Annotated in this window: 15 protein-coding genes; 8 read left to right on the top strand and 7 right to left on the bottom strand. The window is 73.5% G+C overall.

Annotated features, from left to right (window positions below; translation table 11 throughout):
- Nucleotides 1–13 precede the first annotated feature (13 nt).
- From galE to ACIOSR_RS03700, 4 genes are all read left to right on the top strand, one after another.
- Nucleotides 14–973, top strand: a complete 960-nt coding sequence (galE, locus tag ACIOSR_RS03715) for a UDP-glucose 4-epimerase GalE (protein WP_402751855.1) — start codon at nucleotides 14–16, stop codon at nucleotides 971–973.
- A gap of 185 nt (nucleotides 974–1158) precedes the next feature.
- Nucleotides 1159–1491 carry a WhiB family transcriptional regulator gene (locus ACIOSR_RS03710; protein ID WP_173151170.1) on the top strand — a complete coding sequence of 111 codons (333 nt, stop codon included), beginning with the start codon at nucleotides 1159–1161 and terminating at the stop codon, nucleotides 1489–1491.
- Between the two features lie 167 nt (nucleotides 1492–1658).
- A complete protein-coding gene (locus ACIOSR_RS03705; RefSeq protein ID WP_402751854.1) occupies nucleotides 1659–4490 on the top strand; it encodes a glycosyltransferase family 2 protein in 2832 nt (943 codons plus the stop codon).
- The gene (locus tag ACIOSR_RS03700; RefSeq protein WP_159825352.1) at nucleotides 4483–5898 is read left to right on the top strand and encodes a DUF5719 family protein; all 1416 of its coding nucleotides are present in this window, start codon (nucleotides 4483–4485) and stop codon (nucleotides 5896–5898) included. The genes ACIOSR_RS03705 and ACIOSR_RS03700 overlap by 8 nt, the downstream gene beginning before the upstream one ends.
- A gap of 45 nt (nucleotides 5899–5943) precedes the next feature.
- Here the strand turns inward: ACIOSR_RS03700 and ACIOSR_RS03695 are convergent, their stop codons facing one another.
- The gene (locus tag ACIOSR_RS03695; RefSeq protein ID WP_056046308.1) at nucleotides 5944–6393 is read right to left on the bottom strand and encodes a metallopeptidase family protein; all 450 of its coding nucleotides are present in this window, start codon (nucleotides 6391–6393) and stop codon (nucleotides 5944–5946) included.
- A 71-nt stretch (nucleotides 6394–6464) separates the two neighbouring features.
- Between ACIOSR_RS03695 and ACIOSR_RS03690 the strand changes: the two genes are divergently transcribed.
- The 3 genes from ACIOSR_RS03690 to ACIOSR_RS03680 all read left to right on the top strand — a co-directional run bounded on the left by ACIOSR_RS03690 (nucleotide 6465) and on the right by ACIOSR_RS03680 (nucleotide 8507).
- The gene (locus ACIOSR_RS03690) at nucleotides 6465–6677 is read left to right on the top strand and encodes a DUF3499 family protein (RefSeq protein ID WP_056046306.1); all 213 of its coding nucleotides are present in this window, start codon (nucleotides 6465–6467) and stop codon (nucleotides 6675–6677) included.
- Nucleotides 6667–8088: a phosphomannomutase/phosphoglucomutase gene (locus ACIOSR_RS03685; protein WP_173151163.1), complete on the top strand. Its 1422-nt coding sequence runs from the start codon at nucleotides 6667–6669 to the stop codon at nucleotides 8086–8088. Before ACIOSR_RS03690 ends, ACIOSR_RS03685 begins: the two co-directional genes overlap by 11 nt.
- A 167-nt stretch (nucleotides 8089–8255) precedes the next feature.
- On the top strand, nucleotides 8256–8507 hold the full coding sequence (locus ACIOSR_RS03680; RefSeq protein WP_233568399.1) for a metal-sensitive transcriptional regulator: 252 nt from the start codon (nucleotides 8256–8258) through the stop codon (nucleotides 8505–8507).
- Nucleotides 8508–8537: 30 nt separating this feature from the next.
- On the opposite strand, the gene ACIOSR_RS03675 is transcribed toward ACIOSR_RS03680, so the two are convergent.
- Nucleotides 8538–9422, bottom strand: a complete 885-nt coding sequence (locus ACIOSR_RS03675) for an RDD family protein (protein ID WP_082460291.1) — start codon at nucleotides 9420–9422, stop codon at nucleotides 8538–8540.
- A gap of 18 nt (nucleotides 9423–9440) precedes the next feature.
- Between ACIOSR_RS03675 and ACIOSR_RS03670 the strand changes: the two genes are divergently transcribed.
- A complete protein-coding gene (locus tag ACIOSR_RS03670; RefSeq protein WP_123570417.1) occupies nucleotides 9441–10436 on the top strand; it encodes a stage II sporulation protein M in 996 nt (331 codons plus the stop codon).
- Between the two features lie 28 nt (nucleotides 10437–10464).
- Here the strand turns inward: ACIOSR_RS03670 and ACIOSR_RS03665 are convergent, their stop codons facing one another.
- The 5 genes from ACIOSR_RS03665 to ACIOSR_RS03645 all read right to left on the bottom strand — a co-directional run bounded on the left by ACIOSR_RS03665 (nucleotide 10465) and on the right by ACIOSR_RS03645 (nucleotide 15814).
- Entirely contained in the window at nucleotides 10465–11757 is a 1293-nt protein-coding gene (locus ACIOSR_RS03665; RefSeq protein ID WP_402751853.1) for a DUF58 domain-containing protein, read from the bottom strand.
- A gap of 2 nt (nucleotides 11758–11759) precedes the next feature.
- Nucleotides 11760–12713, bottom strand: coding sequence for a MoxR family ATPase (locus tag ACIOSR_RS03660; protein ID WP_056046296.1), 954 nt, complete (start codon nucleotides 12711–12713; stop codon nucleotides 11760–11762).
- Between the two features lie 70 nt (nucleotides 12714–12783).
- Nucleotides 12784–13968 carry a DUF4350 domain-containing protein gene (locus tag ACIOSR_RS03655; RefSeq protein ID WP_402751852.1) on the bottom strand — a complete coding sequence of 395 codons (1185 nt, stop codon included), beginning with the start codon at nucleotides 13966–13968 and terminating at the stop codon, nucleotides 12784–12786.
- Complete coding sequence (locus tag ACIOSR_RS03650; protein ID WP_402751851.1) at nucleotides 13965–14603, bottom strand: DUF4129 domain-containing protein; 639 nt, start codon at nucleotides 14601–14603, stop codon at nucleotides 13965–13967. Before ACIOSR_RS03650 ends, ACIOSR_RS03655 begins: the two co-directional genes overlap by 4 nt.
- A complete protein-coding gene (locus tag ACIOSR_RS03645) occupies nucleotides 14600–15814 on the bottom strand; it encodes a hypothetical protein (RefSeq protein WP_173151153.1) in 1215 nt (404 codons plus the stop codon). The genes ACIOSR_RS03650 and ACIOSR_RS03645 overlap by 4 nt, the downstream gene beginning before the upstream one ends.
- Nucleotides 15815–15835 lie beyond the last annotated feature (21 nt).

Here is a 15835-nt window from a genome sequence, read left to right as displayed (position 1 = left end):
GTAGGTTGGCCCCATGTCATGGTTGGTCACCGGCGGTGCCGGGTACATCGGTTCTCACGTCGTCCGCGAGCTCACGGGGGCGGGCATCGACGCGGTCGTCCTGGACGACCTCTCGTCCGGCCTCGAGGCCTTCGTGCCCGCCGACGTCCCGTTCGTCCGGGGTTCCCTCCTCGACCGCGAGCTGATCGAGCAGACCATCGACCGGCACGGCGTGACCGGCGTCGTCCACGTCGCGGGCTACAAGTACGCCGGGGTCTCGGTCCAGCGGCCGTTGCACACCTACGACCAGAACGTCACGGGGACCGCCCGCCTCCTCGAGGCGATGTCGAGCCGGGGCGTCGACCGGATCGTGTTCTCGTCCAGCGCGGCCGTCTACGGCACGCCGCCGACCGAACTCGTCACCGAGGACACGCCCAAGGCACCCGCGTCGCCCTACGGCGAGAGCAAGCTGATCGGCGAGTGGCTGCTGCGCGACCAGGGGGTGGCCGAGGGCCTGCGCCACACCAGCCTGCGCTACTTCAACGTCGTGGGTTCGGGTCGGCCCGACCTCTGGGACGCCAGCCCGCACAACCTCTTCCCGCTCGTCTTCGCCGCGCTCGTCGAGGGCCGCGTCCCGCGCATCAACGGCGACGACTACGACACCCCCGACGGGACGTGCGTCCGCGACTACGTCCACGTCGCCGACCTGGCGGTCTCGCACGTCGCGGCGGCCCGCCGACTGGACGCGGGCGAGCCGGTCGAGCCGGCCTACAACCTCGGTTCGGGCGGCGGCGTCTCGGTCGCCGAGATCATGACCGCGATGCGCGAGGGCACCGGCATCGACTTCACGCCCGAGATCGCCCCGCGTCGTCCGGGCGACCCCGACCGGATCGTCGCCGACGGCAGCCTGGCGGCGCGCGACCTCGACTGGGAGATGCGGCACACGCTGCTCGAGATGGTCACCAGCGCCTGGCAGGCCGCGCCTCGCGGTTGACCGTCCGCCACGTACCCGACATCACCCGTTCCCGTCGAAACGTCCCCCGACACGCCGGGGCTCCCTTGCCCCTGATCGGGGGGTGGAGGGTTTATTGGCCCTCGACTTGACGGATGGGTAATGACACCGGTGTAATTACCTTGTCGCGTACATTCACGGGCGATCGACACGAGGGGAGATGCGCTGTGGGCATCCACGAGAACCGCGCCGGCGTCCCGGACGACTGGCACGTCGACCCGATCCAGCTGGGCGTCCCCGGCATCGGATCGTCGTCGCGCACCATCGTCGCCGACGACGAGAACCAGCTGGCCTGGCAGGCGGACTCGCTCTGCGCCCAGACCGATCCCGAGGCGTTCTTCCCCGAGAAGGGCGGCTCCACGCGCGACGCCAAGAAGATCTGCGCCTCCTGCGACGTCCGGGCCCAGTGCCTCGAGTACGCCCTGCAGAACGACGAGCGCTTCGGCATCTGGGGCGGGCTGTCCGAGCGCGAGCGTCGCAAGCTCCGCAAGCGGGCCTGACCCGCGCCTCCTCGGCTTTCGACGGCATCGACCCCTCCGGGTCGGTGCCGTTCCGTCGTGATGGCCCGACATCGTCGGGACCAGGAGGCGCGGGTCGGCACGTCTCGCCCGTCGCGTCGGCGCGCCGAGCCGGTGCCCGCGCCGGTGCGACCTAGGCTGCACGAGTCATGCAGCCGAGAGTCACAGCGATCCTCGTCGCCCCTGGTGGAGCGACCTACCTCGACCGAACCCTCGACGGACTGTCGCGTCAGACGCGGCCCCCCGAGGCATTGGTGGTGGTCGACACGGGCGGCAAGGACTCGGCCGCGGGTCGGCTGTCGCTGAGCGGTGCCGCCCAGTTGGCCTCGCTTCCCGACGCGAAGACGTTCGGGGCCGCCGCCGCGCACGGCGTGAGGCTCTCCGACCCGGGCGACGGGGACCCCGACGAGTGGGTCTGGCTGCTCGGTCACGACAACGCACCCGCGCCCGAGGCGCTCGAGCGCCTCATGACGACCGTCGAGGTGTCGCCCTCCGTCGCGGTCGCGGGCCCCAAGCTGATGCGGTGGGGCCAGCCCGGTGTCATCGCCGAGTTCGGCGAGACCGTCACCCGGTACGGCGCCTCGCTCGCCCGCGTCGAGAACGAACTCGACCAGGGCCAGCACGACGTCACGGACGACGTGCTCGGGGTCGCGGCGGGAGGCATGCTCGTCCGTCGCACGGTCTGGACCGCCCTGGGCGGCTTCGACCCCGCGCTGCCGCACGTCGACGCCGCACTCGACTTCTCGATCCGTGCCCGCCTCGCCGGTCACCGGGTGGTCCTCGTCCCCGACGCGAAGGTCGACAGTGCCGGGCCGCCGGAGGAGTTCGGCCACGGGCCCGTCGGGCACGCCCGCCGGGCGCGCCTGCACCGTGCCGCCCAACTGCACCGGCGCCTCGTCTACTCGGCGGCCGCCCTGTTGCCGCTGCACTGGCTCAGCCTGGTGCCGCTGGCGGTCGTGCGCAGCGTCTGGCACCTGCTCACGAAGAACCCGGGAGCCGTGGTGGGCGAGTTCGCCACCGCGTTCCGGGCTGCCTTCGGCGGCTCGCACGTACGATCGGCTCGTCGGGCCCTCGCCCGGACCAAGAGCGTCGGCTGGAGCTCGGTGGAGCCCTTGCGCGCGTCCCGCGCGATGCTCCGAGAACGACGGGTCACCGAGCGTGACGCACAGGTCGCCGGCGTCGAGGACGCACCCGACCCCCGGGCGAGCTTCGTCCACTCGGGCGGCCTCTGGGTCGTGCTGGTCGCCGCCGTCGTCGGTGTGGTGGCGTTCCTGCCGCTGCTCGGCAACCCGGCCGTCACGGGCGGGGGACTCCTGCCGCTCAGCACCTCGGTGGGTCAGCTCTGGTCGTCGGTGGGCTACGGCTGGCGCGAGATCGGCACCGGGTTCCTCGGCCCCTCGGACCCGTTCGCCGCGCTCGTCGCGGTCCTCGGCAGCCTGACGCCCTGGTCGCCGTCCACCGCGGTCCTCGGGGTCTACCTCGTGGCCCTGCCGCTCTCCGCGCTGGGCGCGTGGTTCGCCACCCGTCGCGTGACCCGCCGAACCTGGGTGCCGGCCGTCGCCGCCGCGCTCTACGCCCTCTCGTCCCCGCTGCTCTCGGGTCTGCAGTCCGGTCACCTCGGTGCCGTCCTCGCGCACGTGGCGCTGCCGTTCCTCGTCTGGGCCATGATCGGGGCCGCGAGGTCGTGGACGGCCGGGGCCACCGCCTCCTTGCTGTTCGCCGTCGTCGCGGCGGCCGCTCCCTCGCTCGTGCCGGCCCTCCTCGTCGGTTGGCTCGGGTCGATCGTCAGCCGCCCTCGTGGCACCCATCGCCTCGTGGCGGTGCCGCTGCCCGCGCTGGCCCTCTTCACCCCCCTCGTCGTCGCCCAGCTGCAGCGGGGCACGTGGTGGGCCGTGTTCGCCGACCCCGGTGTCCCCACGAGGTCGGACCCGGCCTCACCGCTGCAGCTGCTGCTCACGTCCCCCGAGACGGGCCTCAACGGCTGGACGGCACTGATCGCCGGGACGGGTTTCTCGTCCGCCACGCTCGCCGTCCTGGTCGCCGTCGCGATCGCCCCGCTGGCGCTGCTCGCCGTGGCCTCGCCGTTCGTCGGCTCGCAGCGCCGCGCGGTCCCCGCCCTGTCGCTCGCCCTGCTCGGCTACCTGACGGCCGTCGCCGCGACCCACGTGTCCGTCACGGGCGTCGGCAGCGACACGACCACGATCTGGGCCGGCAGCGGACTGAGCCTCTACTTGTTGGGGCTCGTCGGCGCCGCGGCCGTGACCCTCGACCGACTGCCCCGGGTCGCCCCGCCGGTCGGCACCCTGGTCGCCGTGCTGGCGGTCGCCGCAGCGGCCCCCACCGTGATCGCGTCGTTCGGCCCCGTGGCCGACGTCCGTCCGAGTTCGGGGCGCATCCTTTCGGCCTACGTCACCGCCGAGGCCGAGGCGACACCCGACGTCGGGACGCTCGTCCTCACGCCCCAGTCGGACGGCTCGCTCGCCGTGTCGCTCGAGCACGGTCAAGGAGCGACGCTCGACGACCAGTCGACGCTCGACTCGACCGCCCCACGCCTCACCTCGGTCAACGAGGACCTCACCGTCCTGGCCGGCAACCTCGTCAGCCGCAGCGGTTTCGACCCGACCGACGACCTGCGTCGGCTGGGCGTCGGGTTCGTCTTGCTGACGGCCACCGACGACGACGGCGACGCCGACCGGCTCGGCCAGCGCGCGGGCGAGGCGCTCGACGCCGACGCCGACTTCCTGCCGGTGGGCGACACGTCCAACGGCCTCCTCTGGCGTTACGTGGAGGCGCAGGACGAGCGCGAGGCGCGTCCGGCTGCGGGACCGCTGCGACCGATCGTCCTGATCAGCTGGGGACTCGTCTTCGGTTCCGCCCTGTTGCTCGCCATCCCGACGTCGCCGAGACGACGTCGATCCCGGGCCGGGACGCCCGAGGCCGAGCAGCCCGCCACGACCTTCGACGAGGAGCGAGATGAATAAGCGATCGGTCTTCTCCACGACGGGACGCGTCGCGGTCGGCGTCGTCGGTCTGGCCGTCGCCGCCGCGGTCGTCGGCGGTGCCACGGTCGTCCGCCTCCCCTCCTTCGAGACGGTGCCGGCGGGGCAGCTCGTGACGCCCGTGCCGGTCGACCAGCAGCGGGTCTGCACCGGTGCCCTGTTGCAGCTCTCGGACGCCGAGGGGCAGCAGGCCACGACCGCGAGTTCGGTGGGTCGAGCGGCCGTGGCCCGGGAGTCGAGCGAGGGCGACGTCGACGTCGACGAGCTCGCCGGTGCCGACGGCAGCGACTCGCGACCGTCCGTGGTCACGGCACCCGTCGAGGGCGCCGACGTGCCCCTCGTCGCGGCCGCCCAGAGCCAGTCGGTCGACGAGGGCGACCTGCGCGGCTTCGCCTCGGCACCCTGCACCGAGCCCACCAGCTCGACCTGGCTGATCGGCGGCTCGACCGAGACGGGACGCGTGTCGCTCATCAGCCTCGTCAACCCCAGCGACGTCAACGCCACCGTCGACCTCGACATCCGTTCCGAGACCGGCGAGGTGCAGGGCCCCGGAATCGACGGGATCGTCGTCGCGCCCCGCAGCCAGAAGGTGGTGCCGCTCTCGGGCTTCGCGACCGGACTCGTCTCGCCGGCCGTCCACGTGTCGAGTCGCGGCGGGCAGATCGTCGCCACGCTCCAGCAGAGCGTCGTCCGCACCCTCGAACCGGGTGGGGTGGACATCGTGACCGGCTCGGCCGCGCCGTCTCGCGAGTCGGTCGTCACGGGGATCGTCGTCCGCGACTCCGCCAACCTCGAGGGAGCACTCGCCGACCCGTCGTCCTCCGACCTCCAGTCGGTGCTGCGCGTCCTCGTCCCGGGACAGGGTCCCTCGCAGCTGAGCGTCTCGTTGGCCACCGACGACGGCACCGGCACCTCGTTCGAGACCCGGGTCGAAGGCGGGCGCGTCACCGACGTCCCGATCGACGGGCTCGAGGACGGCGTCTACACGGCCACCGTCCGGTCGTCGACGGCCGTGGCCGTGGCCGCCCGGACCTCCACGGTCGCCGCGGACGCGGGAGGCGTCGACCTCAGCTGGGCCGCCTCGTCGCCCCGTCTCTCCGGTGACACCGAGGTGGTCGTGCCCGACGGTGAGGGCGGACGCCTCTGGCTCGCCAACCCGGGCCAGGACGCCGTCACGGCCGAGGTCACGGTGGGCGACGGCGACGAGCGGGACGTCGAGGTACCCGGTGGGTCCACGGTCGGGGTCGACGTGCAACGGGGCGACGCCGTCCGGCTCGGGAACGCCGACGACCTGCGCGCGGGCGTCAGCTTCTCGGCCCCCGGAGCCGTCGCCGCCTGGCCGGTGACCTCGCCGCTGCCGGCGTCCACCCCGGTGACCGTCTACCCCTGACGTCGGGGGCACACACCCCGACGACCCCGACGACCCCGTCGCGCGTCAGCCGTCGCGCCAGCGGTCGGGAGCGAGCTCCCACGGGTCCTTGCCGAGGAGGTCCGCGACGGCCCGGAACACGTAGCCCTCGACGAGCACCCGGTGGTTCCACTCGTCCTCGGCGGCCCCCCGCCGGTCGTGCGAGGGGGCGAGCCGTTCGATCGGCAGGCGGTACAGCACGACCCGGCCGGCGGCCCGGTCGACGGACCACCGTTCGACCCGGGTGCGGTCCGGTTCGGCGGGGAGGCCGGCGACCTCGAACGACGTGTCGGCGAGCTCGTCGGGCCACGCCTCGCGGAGGTAGTCGGCGGTGGCGGCGACGATGTCGTCGAAGAGGTCGACCCTCGTCCGCAGGAAGGGCAGGTGAGGCCCGGCGGCGGACGACCGCAGCCCGCGTCCATGACGGTCGCGCCGACGGGAACGGTCGGTGACGCGTGCGCGGCGGGGCCTGCTCATCAACCCATCGTAGGCCCGCCCAGGAGGCGCGGGTCGGCCCCCGAGGACCCTCGCGATAGTCTGTCGGGCAGATGAACGGTCGACCCTGCAGCAAGGTGACGTGCCACGACGAGGCCGTCGCCACGCTGACCTACGTGTACGCCGACTCGATGGTCGTGGTCGGGCCCTTGAGCGACCGCGTCGAGCCGCACGGCTACGACCTGTGCGCCCGCCACGCGGGCTCGTTGTCGGTCCCGCAGGGCTGGGAGGTCCTGCGCCGGGTAGTTTTGGGTCATGACCTCTGAGAACGCCCCCGTCGACCTGACCGCCTTCGTCAAGACCTACGACGTCCGGGGACTGGTGGGCACCCAGCTCACCGACGAGGTGGTCGAGGCCTTCGGTGCGGCCTTCGCCGACGAGATCGACGGCGCCGGCCACGACCTGGTCGTGGGTCACGACATGCGGGACTCCTCGCCGGGCTTCGCCGAGGCCTTCGCCCGCGGGGCCCGGGCCCGGGGTGCGAACGTGGTCGCCCTCGGCCTGTGCTCGACCGACGAGTCGTACTTCGCCTCCGGCTCGCTCGACGCCCCGGCGGCCATGTTCACCGCGAGCCACAACCCGGCCACCTACAACGGCATCAAGATGAGCAGGGCCGGCGCCCAGGGCATCAGCCTCGACACGGGGCTGTCCTCGATCCGTGACCGCGCCTCCTCGTTCCTGGCCGACGGCATCGAGGCCGTCGCCGAGCCGGGCACCGTGCGGGAGCACGACGCGTTGCCGGGCTACGCCGCGTACCTCCGCGGTCTCGTGGACCTCGCGGGCATCCGGCCCATCAAGGTCGTCGTCGACGCCGGCAACGGCATGGGCGGGCTCACCGTCCCGGCCGTGCTGGGCGAGGCCGCCGGGCTGCCTGAGCTGCCGATCGAGATCGTCCCGCTGTACTTCGAACTCGACGGCACCTTCCCGAACCACGAGGCCAACCCCCTCGACCCGGCCAACCTGGTCGACCTGCAGAAGGCCGTCCTCGAGCACGGGGCCGACCTGGGCCTCGCGTTCGACGGCGACGCCGACCGCTGCTTCGTCGTCGACGAGAAGGGTGACGCCGTGACCCCGTCGGCCGTGGCGGCGATCGTCGCCGTCCGCGAGATCGCGCGCGTCCGGGCCGCCGAGCCCGACGTCGAGATCTCGGTGATCCACAACCTCATCACGTCCCGCGCGGTGCCCGAGGCCATCGAGGCGGCCGGCGCGACGCCGGTGCGCACCCGCGTCGGCCACTCGCTCATCAAGGACGAGATGAGGGCGACCGGGGCCATCTTCGGGGGCGAGCACTCGGCGCACTACTACTTCCGCGACTTCTGGAGCGCCGACAACGGCATGCTGGCCGCCATGCACGTCCTGGCCGAGTTCGGGTCGCAGGCCGAGCCCCTCTCGACCCTGACCGACCGGTACACGCCCTACGCGGCGAGCGGCGAGATCAACTCGACCGTCACCGACGTGCCGGCGGCGTACGCCCGCATCGTCGAGGCCTACACCGGGGTCGGCGAGTTCGACGAGCTCGACGGCCTCACGGTCAGTGGTTCGTCCGACGACGGGTTCTGGTGGTTCAACGTCCGGCCGTCGAACACCGAGCCGCTGCTGCGCCTCAACGCCGAGGCGGCGACGCCCGCCGGCATGGAGCGCGTCCGCGACGACGTGCTCGGGCTGATCCGCGGCTGACGGTCGGCCGGGTGCGGCCGAGCGGGCGGAGCGGTTACCCCCTGGGGGTATCCTGGCGGGACCGGTCGACACGGCGTGACCGGACGACACACGAGGAGGCGCGGGTGGCGCAGCAGGGTGAGCACGCGACGGCGACGCACGTCGGCTACAGCGGCGACAAGGAACAGATCGTCAAGCGCCTCCGCCGCGCCGAGGGCCAGGTACGGGGCATCCAGCGCATGGTCGAGGACGACACGTACTGCATCGACGTCCTGACGCAGGTCAGTGCGGCGACCCGTGCCCTCGAGACCGTGGCGCTCCAGTTGCTCGAGGACCACCTCGCCCACTGCGTCGCCCAGGCGGCCCGAGAGGGAGGCGACGTCGCGGACGCCAAGGTCCGCGAGGCCTCGGCGGCGATCGCGAGGCTCGTCCGGTCCTGACGCGGAGGCCGGGGCCGGCGGCGACGCGGGTCAGCGCCGGGGGAAGCCCCGGACCGTCTCGGTCAGCGCCGGGGTGAGGCGGTCGAGCAACGCGGACTCGCGAGCGAGGGCGGCGGACTCACGCCGACGCCGGAGCGCCGAGACGCCGGCCAGGAGGAACTCCGGGTCGCCGGACGGCACGGGCGAGACGTAGGGCGTGGTCTCGGCCGCCAACTCGTCGGCGACGCGTCGCCGACTGGCCGGGGAGAGCTGCGGCGCCTGCTGCAGGAACGACGCGATGCGACGGGCCAGGCCGTCGGGCAGGCGCCCGACATCCGCGATCTCGGCCCACCCCTGCAGGTGCGCCGGCACGCCGTAGACCACGTGAGCGGCCTTGGGCACGCGTTCGTTGCGACTGTACGTGCCGGCCATGAGGTCGCCCAGACGCCGCGACGAGCCGTTCAGCAGGGCGACGACGACGGCCAGGCCGCCACTGGTGAACACGATCTCGAGCAGCCCCACCAGCGCCCGCGTGAGGGCGTGGCGCAGGCCGATCGCCCCTCCGTCGGTGCGGACGATGCGCGCGCCCACGGCGAGTCTGCCCAGGGACCGCCCGTGGCTCGCGGTCTCGACCACCGTCGGCACGACGATGAAGCAGATGGCGATCGACGCCACGAGGAACGCCTGTGACAGGGCGTCGTCGAGCACCCCGCCGTCGTTCAGCAACGAGACGAGCACCAACGCACCGACGAGCAGCAGGGCGTAGGCCAGGTAGTCGATGAGCACCCCGGCCGCGCGCAACACGAAGCTCGTCGGTCGGAGGTCGAGAGCGACCGCCTCGCCCGTGACCAGTTCGTCCCCACCCGCCGTGAAGGCCTCGACCTGGTCGGGTCGCAGCACCACCGGGGAGGCGCCTCGTGCCTTCGTGCGGGACATGCCTAGTATCTAAGCAGAATGGACATCGACGCCTACGCCGCCGCCCACGGCCACGACTGGGCCGAGCTCGAGCGCCTCGCCCGGCGCGGGCGACTGAGCGGGCCCGAGGCAGACGAACTCGTCCGCCTGTACCAGTCGGGGGCCGGGCAACTGTCGGCGCTGAAGACCGCCACCGGCGACTCGGTCGTGGCCGACCGGCTCTCCATGACCCTGTCGCGAGCACGCCTGCGGTTCACGGGCGCGGGTCGCAACCTGTTCAGCCAACTGCCGACCTTCTTCGTCGCGCAGCTGCCGGCCGCCCTCTACCGCGTGCGGTGGCTGTCGCTCGTGTTGACGCTCGTGACGGTGGTCGTCGCGGCCGTGTTCGCGACCTGGGCCGCGAACACACCCGCGCTGCTGGCCTCGTTCGGCAGCGAGGAGTTCCGCCGGCAGTTCGCCGAGCAGGACTTCGTGAACTACTACTCCGAGAGCGCCTCGACGTCGTTCACCGGCCAGGTGTGGACGAACAACGCGTACATCGCCGCGCAGTGCGTGGCGTTCGGCATCACCGGGGTCTGGGTGCCCTACGCGATCCTCAGCAACGCCATGAACGTCGGGATCTCGGCCGGGCTCATGGCCGACCAGGGGCGGCTGGACCAGTTCTTCCTGTACATCGCTCCGCACGGTCAGCTCGAGCTCTACAGCATCTTCGTCGCCGGGGCGGCCGGTCTGATGATCTTCTGGTCGTGGGTGGCACCCGGTGCCCGCACCCGGGGGCAGGCGTTGGCCCAGGACGGACGCGCGCTCGTGACCATCGCGGTCGGGTTGATGCTCTCGTTGTTGGTCTCGGGCGTCATCGAGGGGTTCGTCACCCGGCAGGCCTGGCCCTGGCCGATCAAGATCGGCATCGGCACCGTGGCCCTCCTGGGGTTCCTGGCCTATCAGTGGCTGCTCGGCGGACGGGCCCACCGGGCGGGACAGACCGGCGACCTCGACGAGTTCGAGGCCGGGGCCACACAACTCGTGGCCGACTGATCCCGCGTCGTCGGCCACCGAGCCTGCGTCAGAGGCGGCCGGCCGCCTTGAGCGCGAGGTAGCGGTCGGCGAGGGCGGGGGGCAGGTCGGCCGGCGCTCCGGTCACGACGTCGGCGCCGACCTGACGCAGGGCGGCGGCGACCCGGCCCTGGTCGAGTCGGGTCCGCTCGGCCGAGGCGGCCCGGTAGACCTCGTCGCGGGTGCTCCGTCGCACCACCGTCTCGTCGAGGGCCGGATCGGTGACCGACGCGACGACCACGAGGTGCTGGCGGGTCAGTTGGGGGATCGCCGCCAGCAAGGAGCGGGAGGCGCCGGGGCTGTCGACGGTGGTCGCGAGGACCACGAGCGCCCGACGGGACGTGACCGAGCGGACGAGGGCCGGCACGGCGGCCCAGTCGGTCTCGACCAGTTCGGGCTCGACGGGGGCCATGGTCTCGACCATCGACGAGAGCAGGGCGGGCCCGGTCGCGCCCTGCACCCGACCCCTGACGCGGCGGTCGAAGAGGACGACGTCGACCCGGTCGCCCGCCCGCGAGGCCAACGCCCCGAGCAGCAGTGCCGACTCGAAGGCCGTGTCGAGCCGCGGCTCGTCGTCGATGCGGGCCGCGGACGTCCGCCCCGTGTCGACCACGACGACCACCCGACGGTCGCGCTCGGGCCGCCAGGTGCGCACGACGAGGTCGTCGCGGCGTGCGGTCGCCCGCCAGTCGATGGAGCGGACGTCGTCCCCTCGCACGTACTCGCGCAGGCTGTCGAACTCCGTGCCCTGGCCGCGGATCATCACGCTCGTGCGCCCGTCGAGTTCTCGGAGACGGGCCAGACGGGACGGCAGGTGCTTGCGCGACGAGAACCGCGGGAGCACGCGGACCGCGCCCGGCACCTCGTGCGTCGCCTGTCGACCGGCGAGCCTCAGGGGACCGACCGTGCGGACGGTGACGCCGTCGGCGCGGCGTTCGCCCCGGCGGAACGGGGTCAGCGTGACGGTGAGCGTCGCGGCCCGCCCCGGTCGCAGGGACAGGCGACGGCGGGTCGGGGTCGCTCCGGCGGACGGCTGCCATGCGTCGCGCACGAGTCCGCGCAGCGTGCGTCGGCCGTCGTTCACCACGGTCAGCCGGGCGGGTGCGCTCTCGCCGAGACGGATCGCCCCCGGCAGTTCGCGCCGCACGGTGAGCGACCGGGGCGACGCCGCGAGGGCCATGTCGAGCATCGTCAGCACGGCGACGACGCCGAGCCAGCCGACGATCGCCCACCCGCTGCCCGTCAGGACGACGGGCACGACGCCGAGCGCGACGAGCGCCACGAACCAACCGGTGATCGCCATGGCTAGAGCGGGACCCGGACCTGCTGCAGCACCGAGCGGACGATGGCGTCGGCGTCGACGCCCTCGAGCTCGGCTTCGGGCCGCAGCTGCAGGCGGTGTCGCAGCACGGGCAGGGCCATGGCCTGGACGTGGTCGGGCGTGACGTGGTCGAAGCCGGTCAGCCACGCCCAGGCCTTCGAGGCGGCGAGGAGGGCCGTCGACCCTCGGGGGCTCACGCCGATCTTGACCGACGGGCTCTCGCGCGTGGCCCGGGCCAGGTCGACCATGTAGGCGAGCACGTCGGGGGAGGCACCGACCCGGGCCACCTCCGCCTGGGCGCGGGCGAGGTCGTCGGGCCCGAGGACCGGGGTCACGCCCGCGGCTCGCAGGTCGCGGGGCGAGAAGCCGGCGGCGTGACGGCCGAGCACCTCGACCTCGGCCTCGCGCGGCGGCAGGTCGAGCGTGAGCTTCATCAGGAAGCGGTCGAGCTGGGCCTCGGGCAGCGTGTAGGTGCCCTCGTACTCGACGGGGTTCATGGTGGCCGCGACCAGGAACGGGGTCGGCAACGCGCGACTGACGCCGTCGACCGAGACCTGGCGCTCCTCCATGGCCTCGAGCAGCGCCGACTGCGTCTTGGGAGGCGTGCGGTTGATCTCGTCCGCGAGCAGGACGTTGGTGAACACCGGCCCCGCCCGGAACTCGAACTCGCCCGACTTCGCGTCGTACACGAGTGATCCGGTGATGTCGCCGGGCATAAGGTCGGGCGTGAACTGCACGCGGGCGGTGTCGAGCGAGAGCGAGTGGCTGAGGGCGCGCACGAGCAGGGTCTTGGCCACGCCGGGGACGCCTTCGAGCAGGGCGTGACCCTGGGCCAGCAGGGTCACGATCAGGCCCGTCACGGCACCGTCCTGGGCGACGACGGCCTTGCCCACCTCGGTTCGGACTCGGGCGAAGGTCTGCTGCAGTTCTGAGCTCATCTGGTGGTCTTCTCCGGGGTGGGGGTCGATGCGGGGGCGATCGGACGAGGCGGGGGAGGCGCGGGGCGGGTCACGACGGAGTCGTCGCCCGTCGGACCGCACCCTCGAGGTCGAGCAGGCTGTCGCTCAGCGCGACGAGCTCGCGGTCGTCGACCGGGTCGGCGTCGACGAGAACGTGCCGCAGGCCCCGGGGGTCGGCCGAGATCAGTGCGGCCACCCGGGCGACGATCTCGTCGACCGACGCGGTCGTGGACAGACCCGTCGTGCGCGCGAGTCGCCCGAGCGTGCCGATGCGGAGCTGGTCGAGGGCATGGCGGCGCTGCCCGGAGCGCTCGTAGAGGCGGGCGCGTCCCTCGGTGGTCTCGGAGGCCTTGACGGTGACCGGCAGCCGCTCGACGACGAGAGCTCCGAGGCGTCGACCCCGCCACACCATCGCGGCCACTCCGGCCAGGAGGAGCACGACCAGCGACGGCGTCACCCATGACGGCGTCAGCGTGGCGAGAGTGCCCTCGCCCTCGGGCAGGTCGCCGGCCGAGGGCAGGTACCAGGTCAGCTCGGAGGACCCGCCGAGCAGCGCGAGTGCGAAGGCCGCGTCGTCGTGCGTCCCGATCGAGCCGTTGGTCAGGGCGTCCGTGGCTCCCAGGACGGACACGCGCGTGTCGCCGTCCTCCAGCTCGACGAGCCCGTAGCCGTCGTCGGTCGGCAGGCAGCGGACGGCGCCGGGGGCGTCGACGTCGTACGCGACGCCCGCGACGTCGACCCGGGACGTCTGCGCGAGGGCCGGTGACGAGCAGGCGGGCCCGGCCGTGCCCTCGTCGACCGGGCCGGTCGACGCGACGCCCGCGGCCACGGCGTCGAGCGCGGCGGGTCCCGGGGCGGGGAGCACGAGGTGGGAGGTCGCCGTGACGAGACGCCCCCACTGGTCGCCGACCAGGAACCCCGAGGCGTCGTCGACGAGGAGCGTGCCGCCACCGGACCCGAGTCGGTCCAGGGTCTCGTCGAGGGTGGTCGTGACGGTCACGTCGACGCCCTGGCGACCGAGCACCTCGACGAGTGCCTTGGCCCCGCCGGGGGCGGCGTTCGCGGGGCCGAGGGCGCGGCCTTCTCCCGAGCCCGAGCCCACGAGGAGAGCCGCCCCGACGCCGAGGGCCAGGACGAGGGCGAGTGCGACCCAGAACCGGGCACGTCGGACCGACGCCGCGACGGTGGGGGTCGAGACGGAGGCGGGCGCCTCGGACGGTGCGGCGGCGGTCACGCGGGCACCCGCCGGGACGAGGTGACGCGCCGGTCGAGCTCCGTGACGGCCCGGTAGTCCTCGTCGGTGCCCGGGCGGTCGAGGTAGCGGACGCCGTCGAAGGCCGTGGCGGCGTCCGCGAAGTCGGCCCGGAGGTCGGGGAAGACGTCGCCCGCCCGGCGGGCCACGTCGCGTGCGGTGGTGCCGGGCGAGACCGCGACGTCGCCCCGCTCGGCCAGCGAACGGGCGATCGCCCGGAAGGCCTCGGCGACGGCGAGCGTCAGATCGCCCCGGGAGGCCGCCTCCCGGGCCGCGGCCCGCATGGCGTCGGCGTCACGGACGTCGTCGTCGCCGAAGAGGGCGAGGTCACGCGCGGACCGGCGGTTGAGTCGCGGCACCCCGTAGACGAGCAGCACGACCACGACGACCACCACGACGACCGCGAGCAGCACGATCAGCGCGACCGCCGGCGCCCCCTCGGTCCCTCCGAACCGGATCGACCCCAGCCAGTCCCAGAACGCCTGCGTCGCACGGTCGAGCCAGGACGGCTGCGCCGCCACGTACTCGGGCCCGGTGAGCTCGCGCAGGACCTCGCGCCGGGCGTCGTCGGCGTCGGGGGTCAGGGGAGGCCCGGCGGCGAAGGGCAGCGGGCTCACCAGCGCGGTGCTCCCGGGTGCGTCGTCGGCGGGACCGGGGCCTCGGGGGTGCGGTACGGGTCGGGCTGTCCTCCGACCGCCCGCCCGCCGCGCTCGACGTAGCGCACGAGTTCGAGGTCGAGCCCTTCGGTGCGGATGCGTCGGTCGACGTAGACGAGGCCGGCCGACGCCGCCTGCAGCACGGACCCGATCGCGCCGATGACGGCCGTGATGCCGAGGGTGACGGCGTAGGTGCCCGCCGTCAGGGCCAGGAAGGTCGGGTCGGTCACGTCCCCCGTCGGCGCGAGCGTGCCCGTCAGCACGCTGAACAGCACCGAGAACGGCGTCGCGACGACCTGCGACGCGACCTGGACCATGAGGAACACCAGGGCGATCACACCGAAGGTCCGCCAGAAGGAGGCGCGGGTCAGCGACCACGAGCGCCTCACGGCCGCGCCCAGCGTCATCCGTTCGAGCATGATGGCGCTCGGCACGAGGGCAGTCTTCACGGTGAGCCACACGCCGAGGACGAGGAGGCCCAGGCCGAGGAGGACCGCGAGCACGACGCCGACGGCGATGCTCGGCCCGGAGCCGACGGCCACGCCGACGACGACGACGCCGGCCACGAGCGCCAGCGCCACGACGTAGGCGACCGTGAGCAGGGCGGACCACCCGACGAGCGTGCCGACGCGGCCCTTGGCCATCGCCCAGAGGCCGCCGAGTCGGAGCTTCTCCCCGAGCGTCTGTCGCGAGGTCTCGAGCACGAAGAGCCCCTGCAACAGGGCCGTGACGATCACCTGCAGGGCGATCGGCACGAGGGCCGACGCGGCGACGACGGCGACGGCGCCGGCAAGGACCGCGTCCCGGTCCCGGGGGAGGGCCTGTTCGACGCGTCCGAAGGCGAGGAAGGCGCTGCCGCCGGTGATCACCACGGTCACCACGAGCAGGACGACCTGCGACAGCAGGGCCGTGCCGAACGTGGTCCGTGGGTTGCGGCGGAAGACCTGGAACGAGGCACCCAGGATCTCGCCGAAGGTGAGGGGGCGCAGCGGGACGAGGCCCGGCTTGGGCGGCGGAGCCCAGCCGGGAGCCGGCGGGGTGCTGCCGCCCGGGGCGGCCCCCGGGACGGGCCCGGCGGGGACGGGGCCGGGTGACGTCGGGTCGACGCGCTCGCCCCAGCGCGGCGGGGACGTGTCGCCCCCCGGTGTGCTCCAGGCGTTCGGATCGCTCATGGTCCCCCTGGTCGTCCTGAC

Origin of the sequence: Frigoribacterium sp. NPDC087798, assembly GCF_044742985.1 — a bacterium.
GTDB lineage: Bacteria > Actinomycetota > Actinomycetes > Actinomycetales > Microbacteriaceae > Frigoribacterium.
This window is presented reverse-complemented; position numbering and strand designations above follow the sequence as displayed.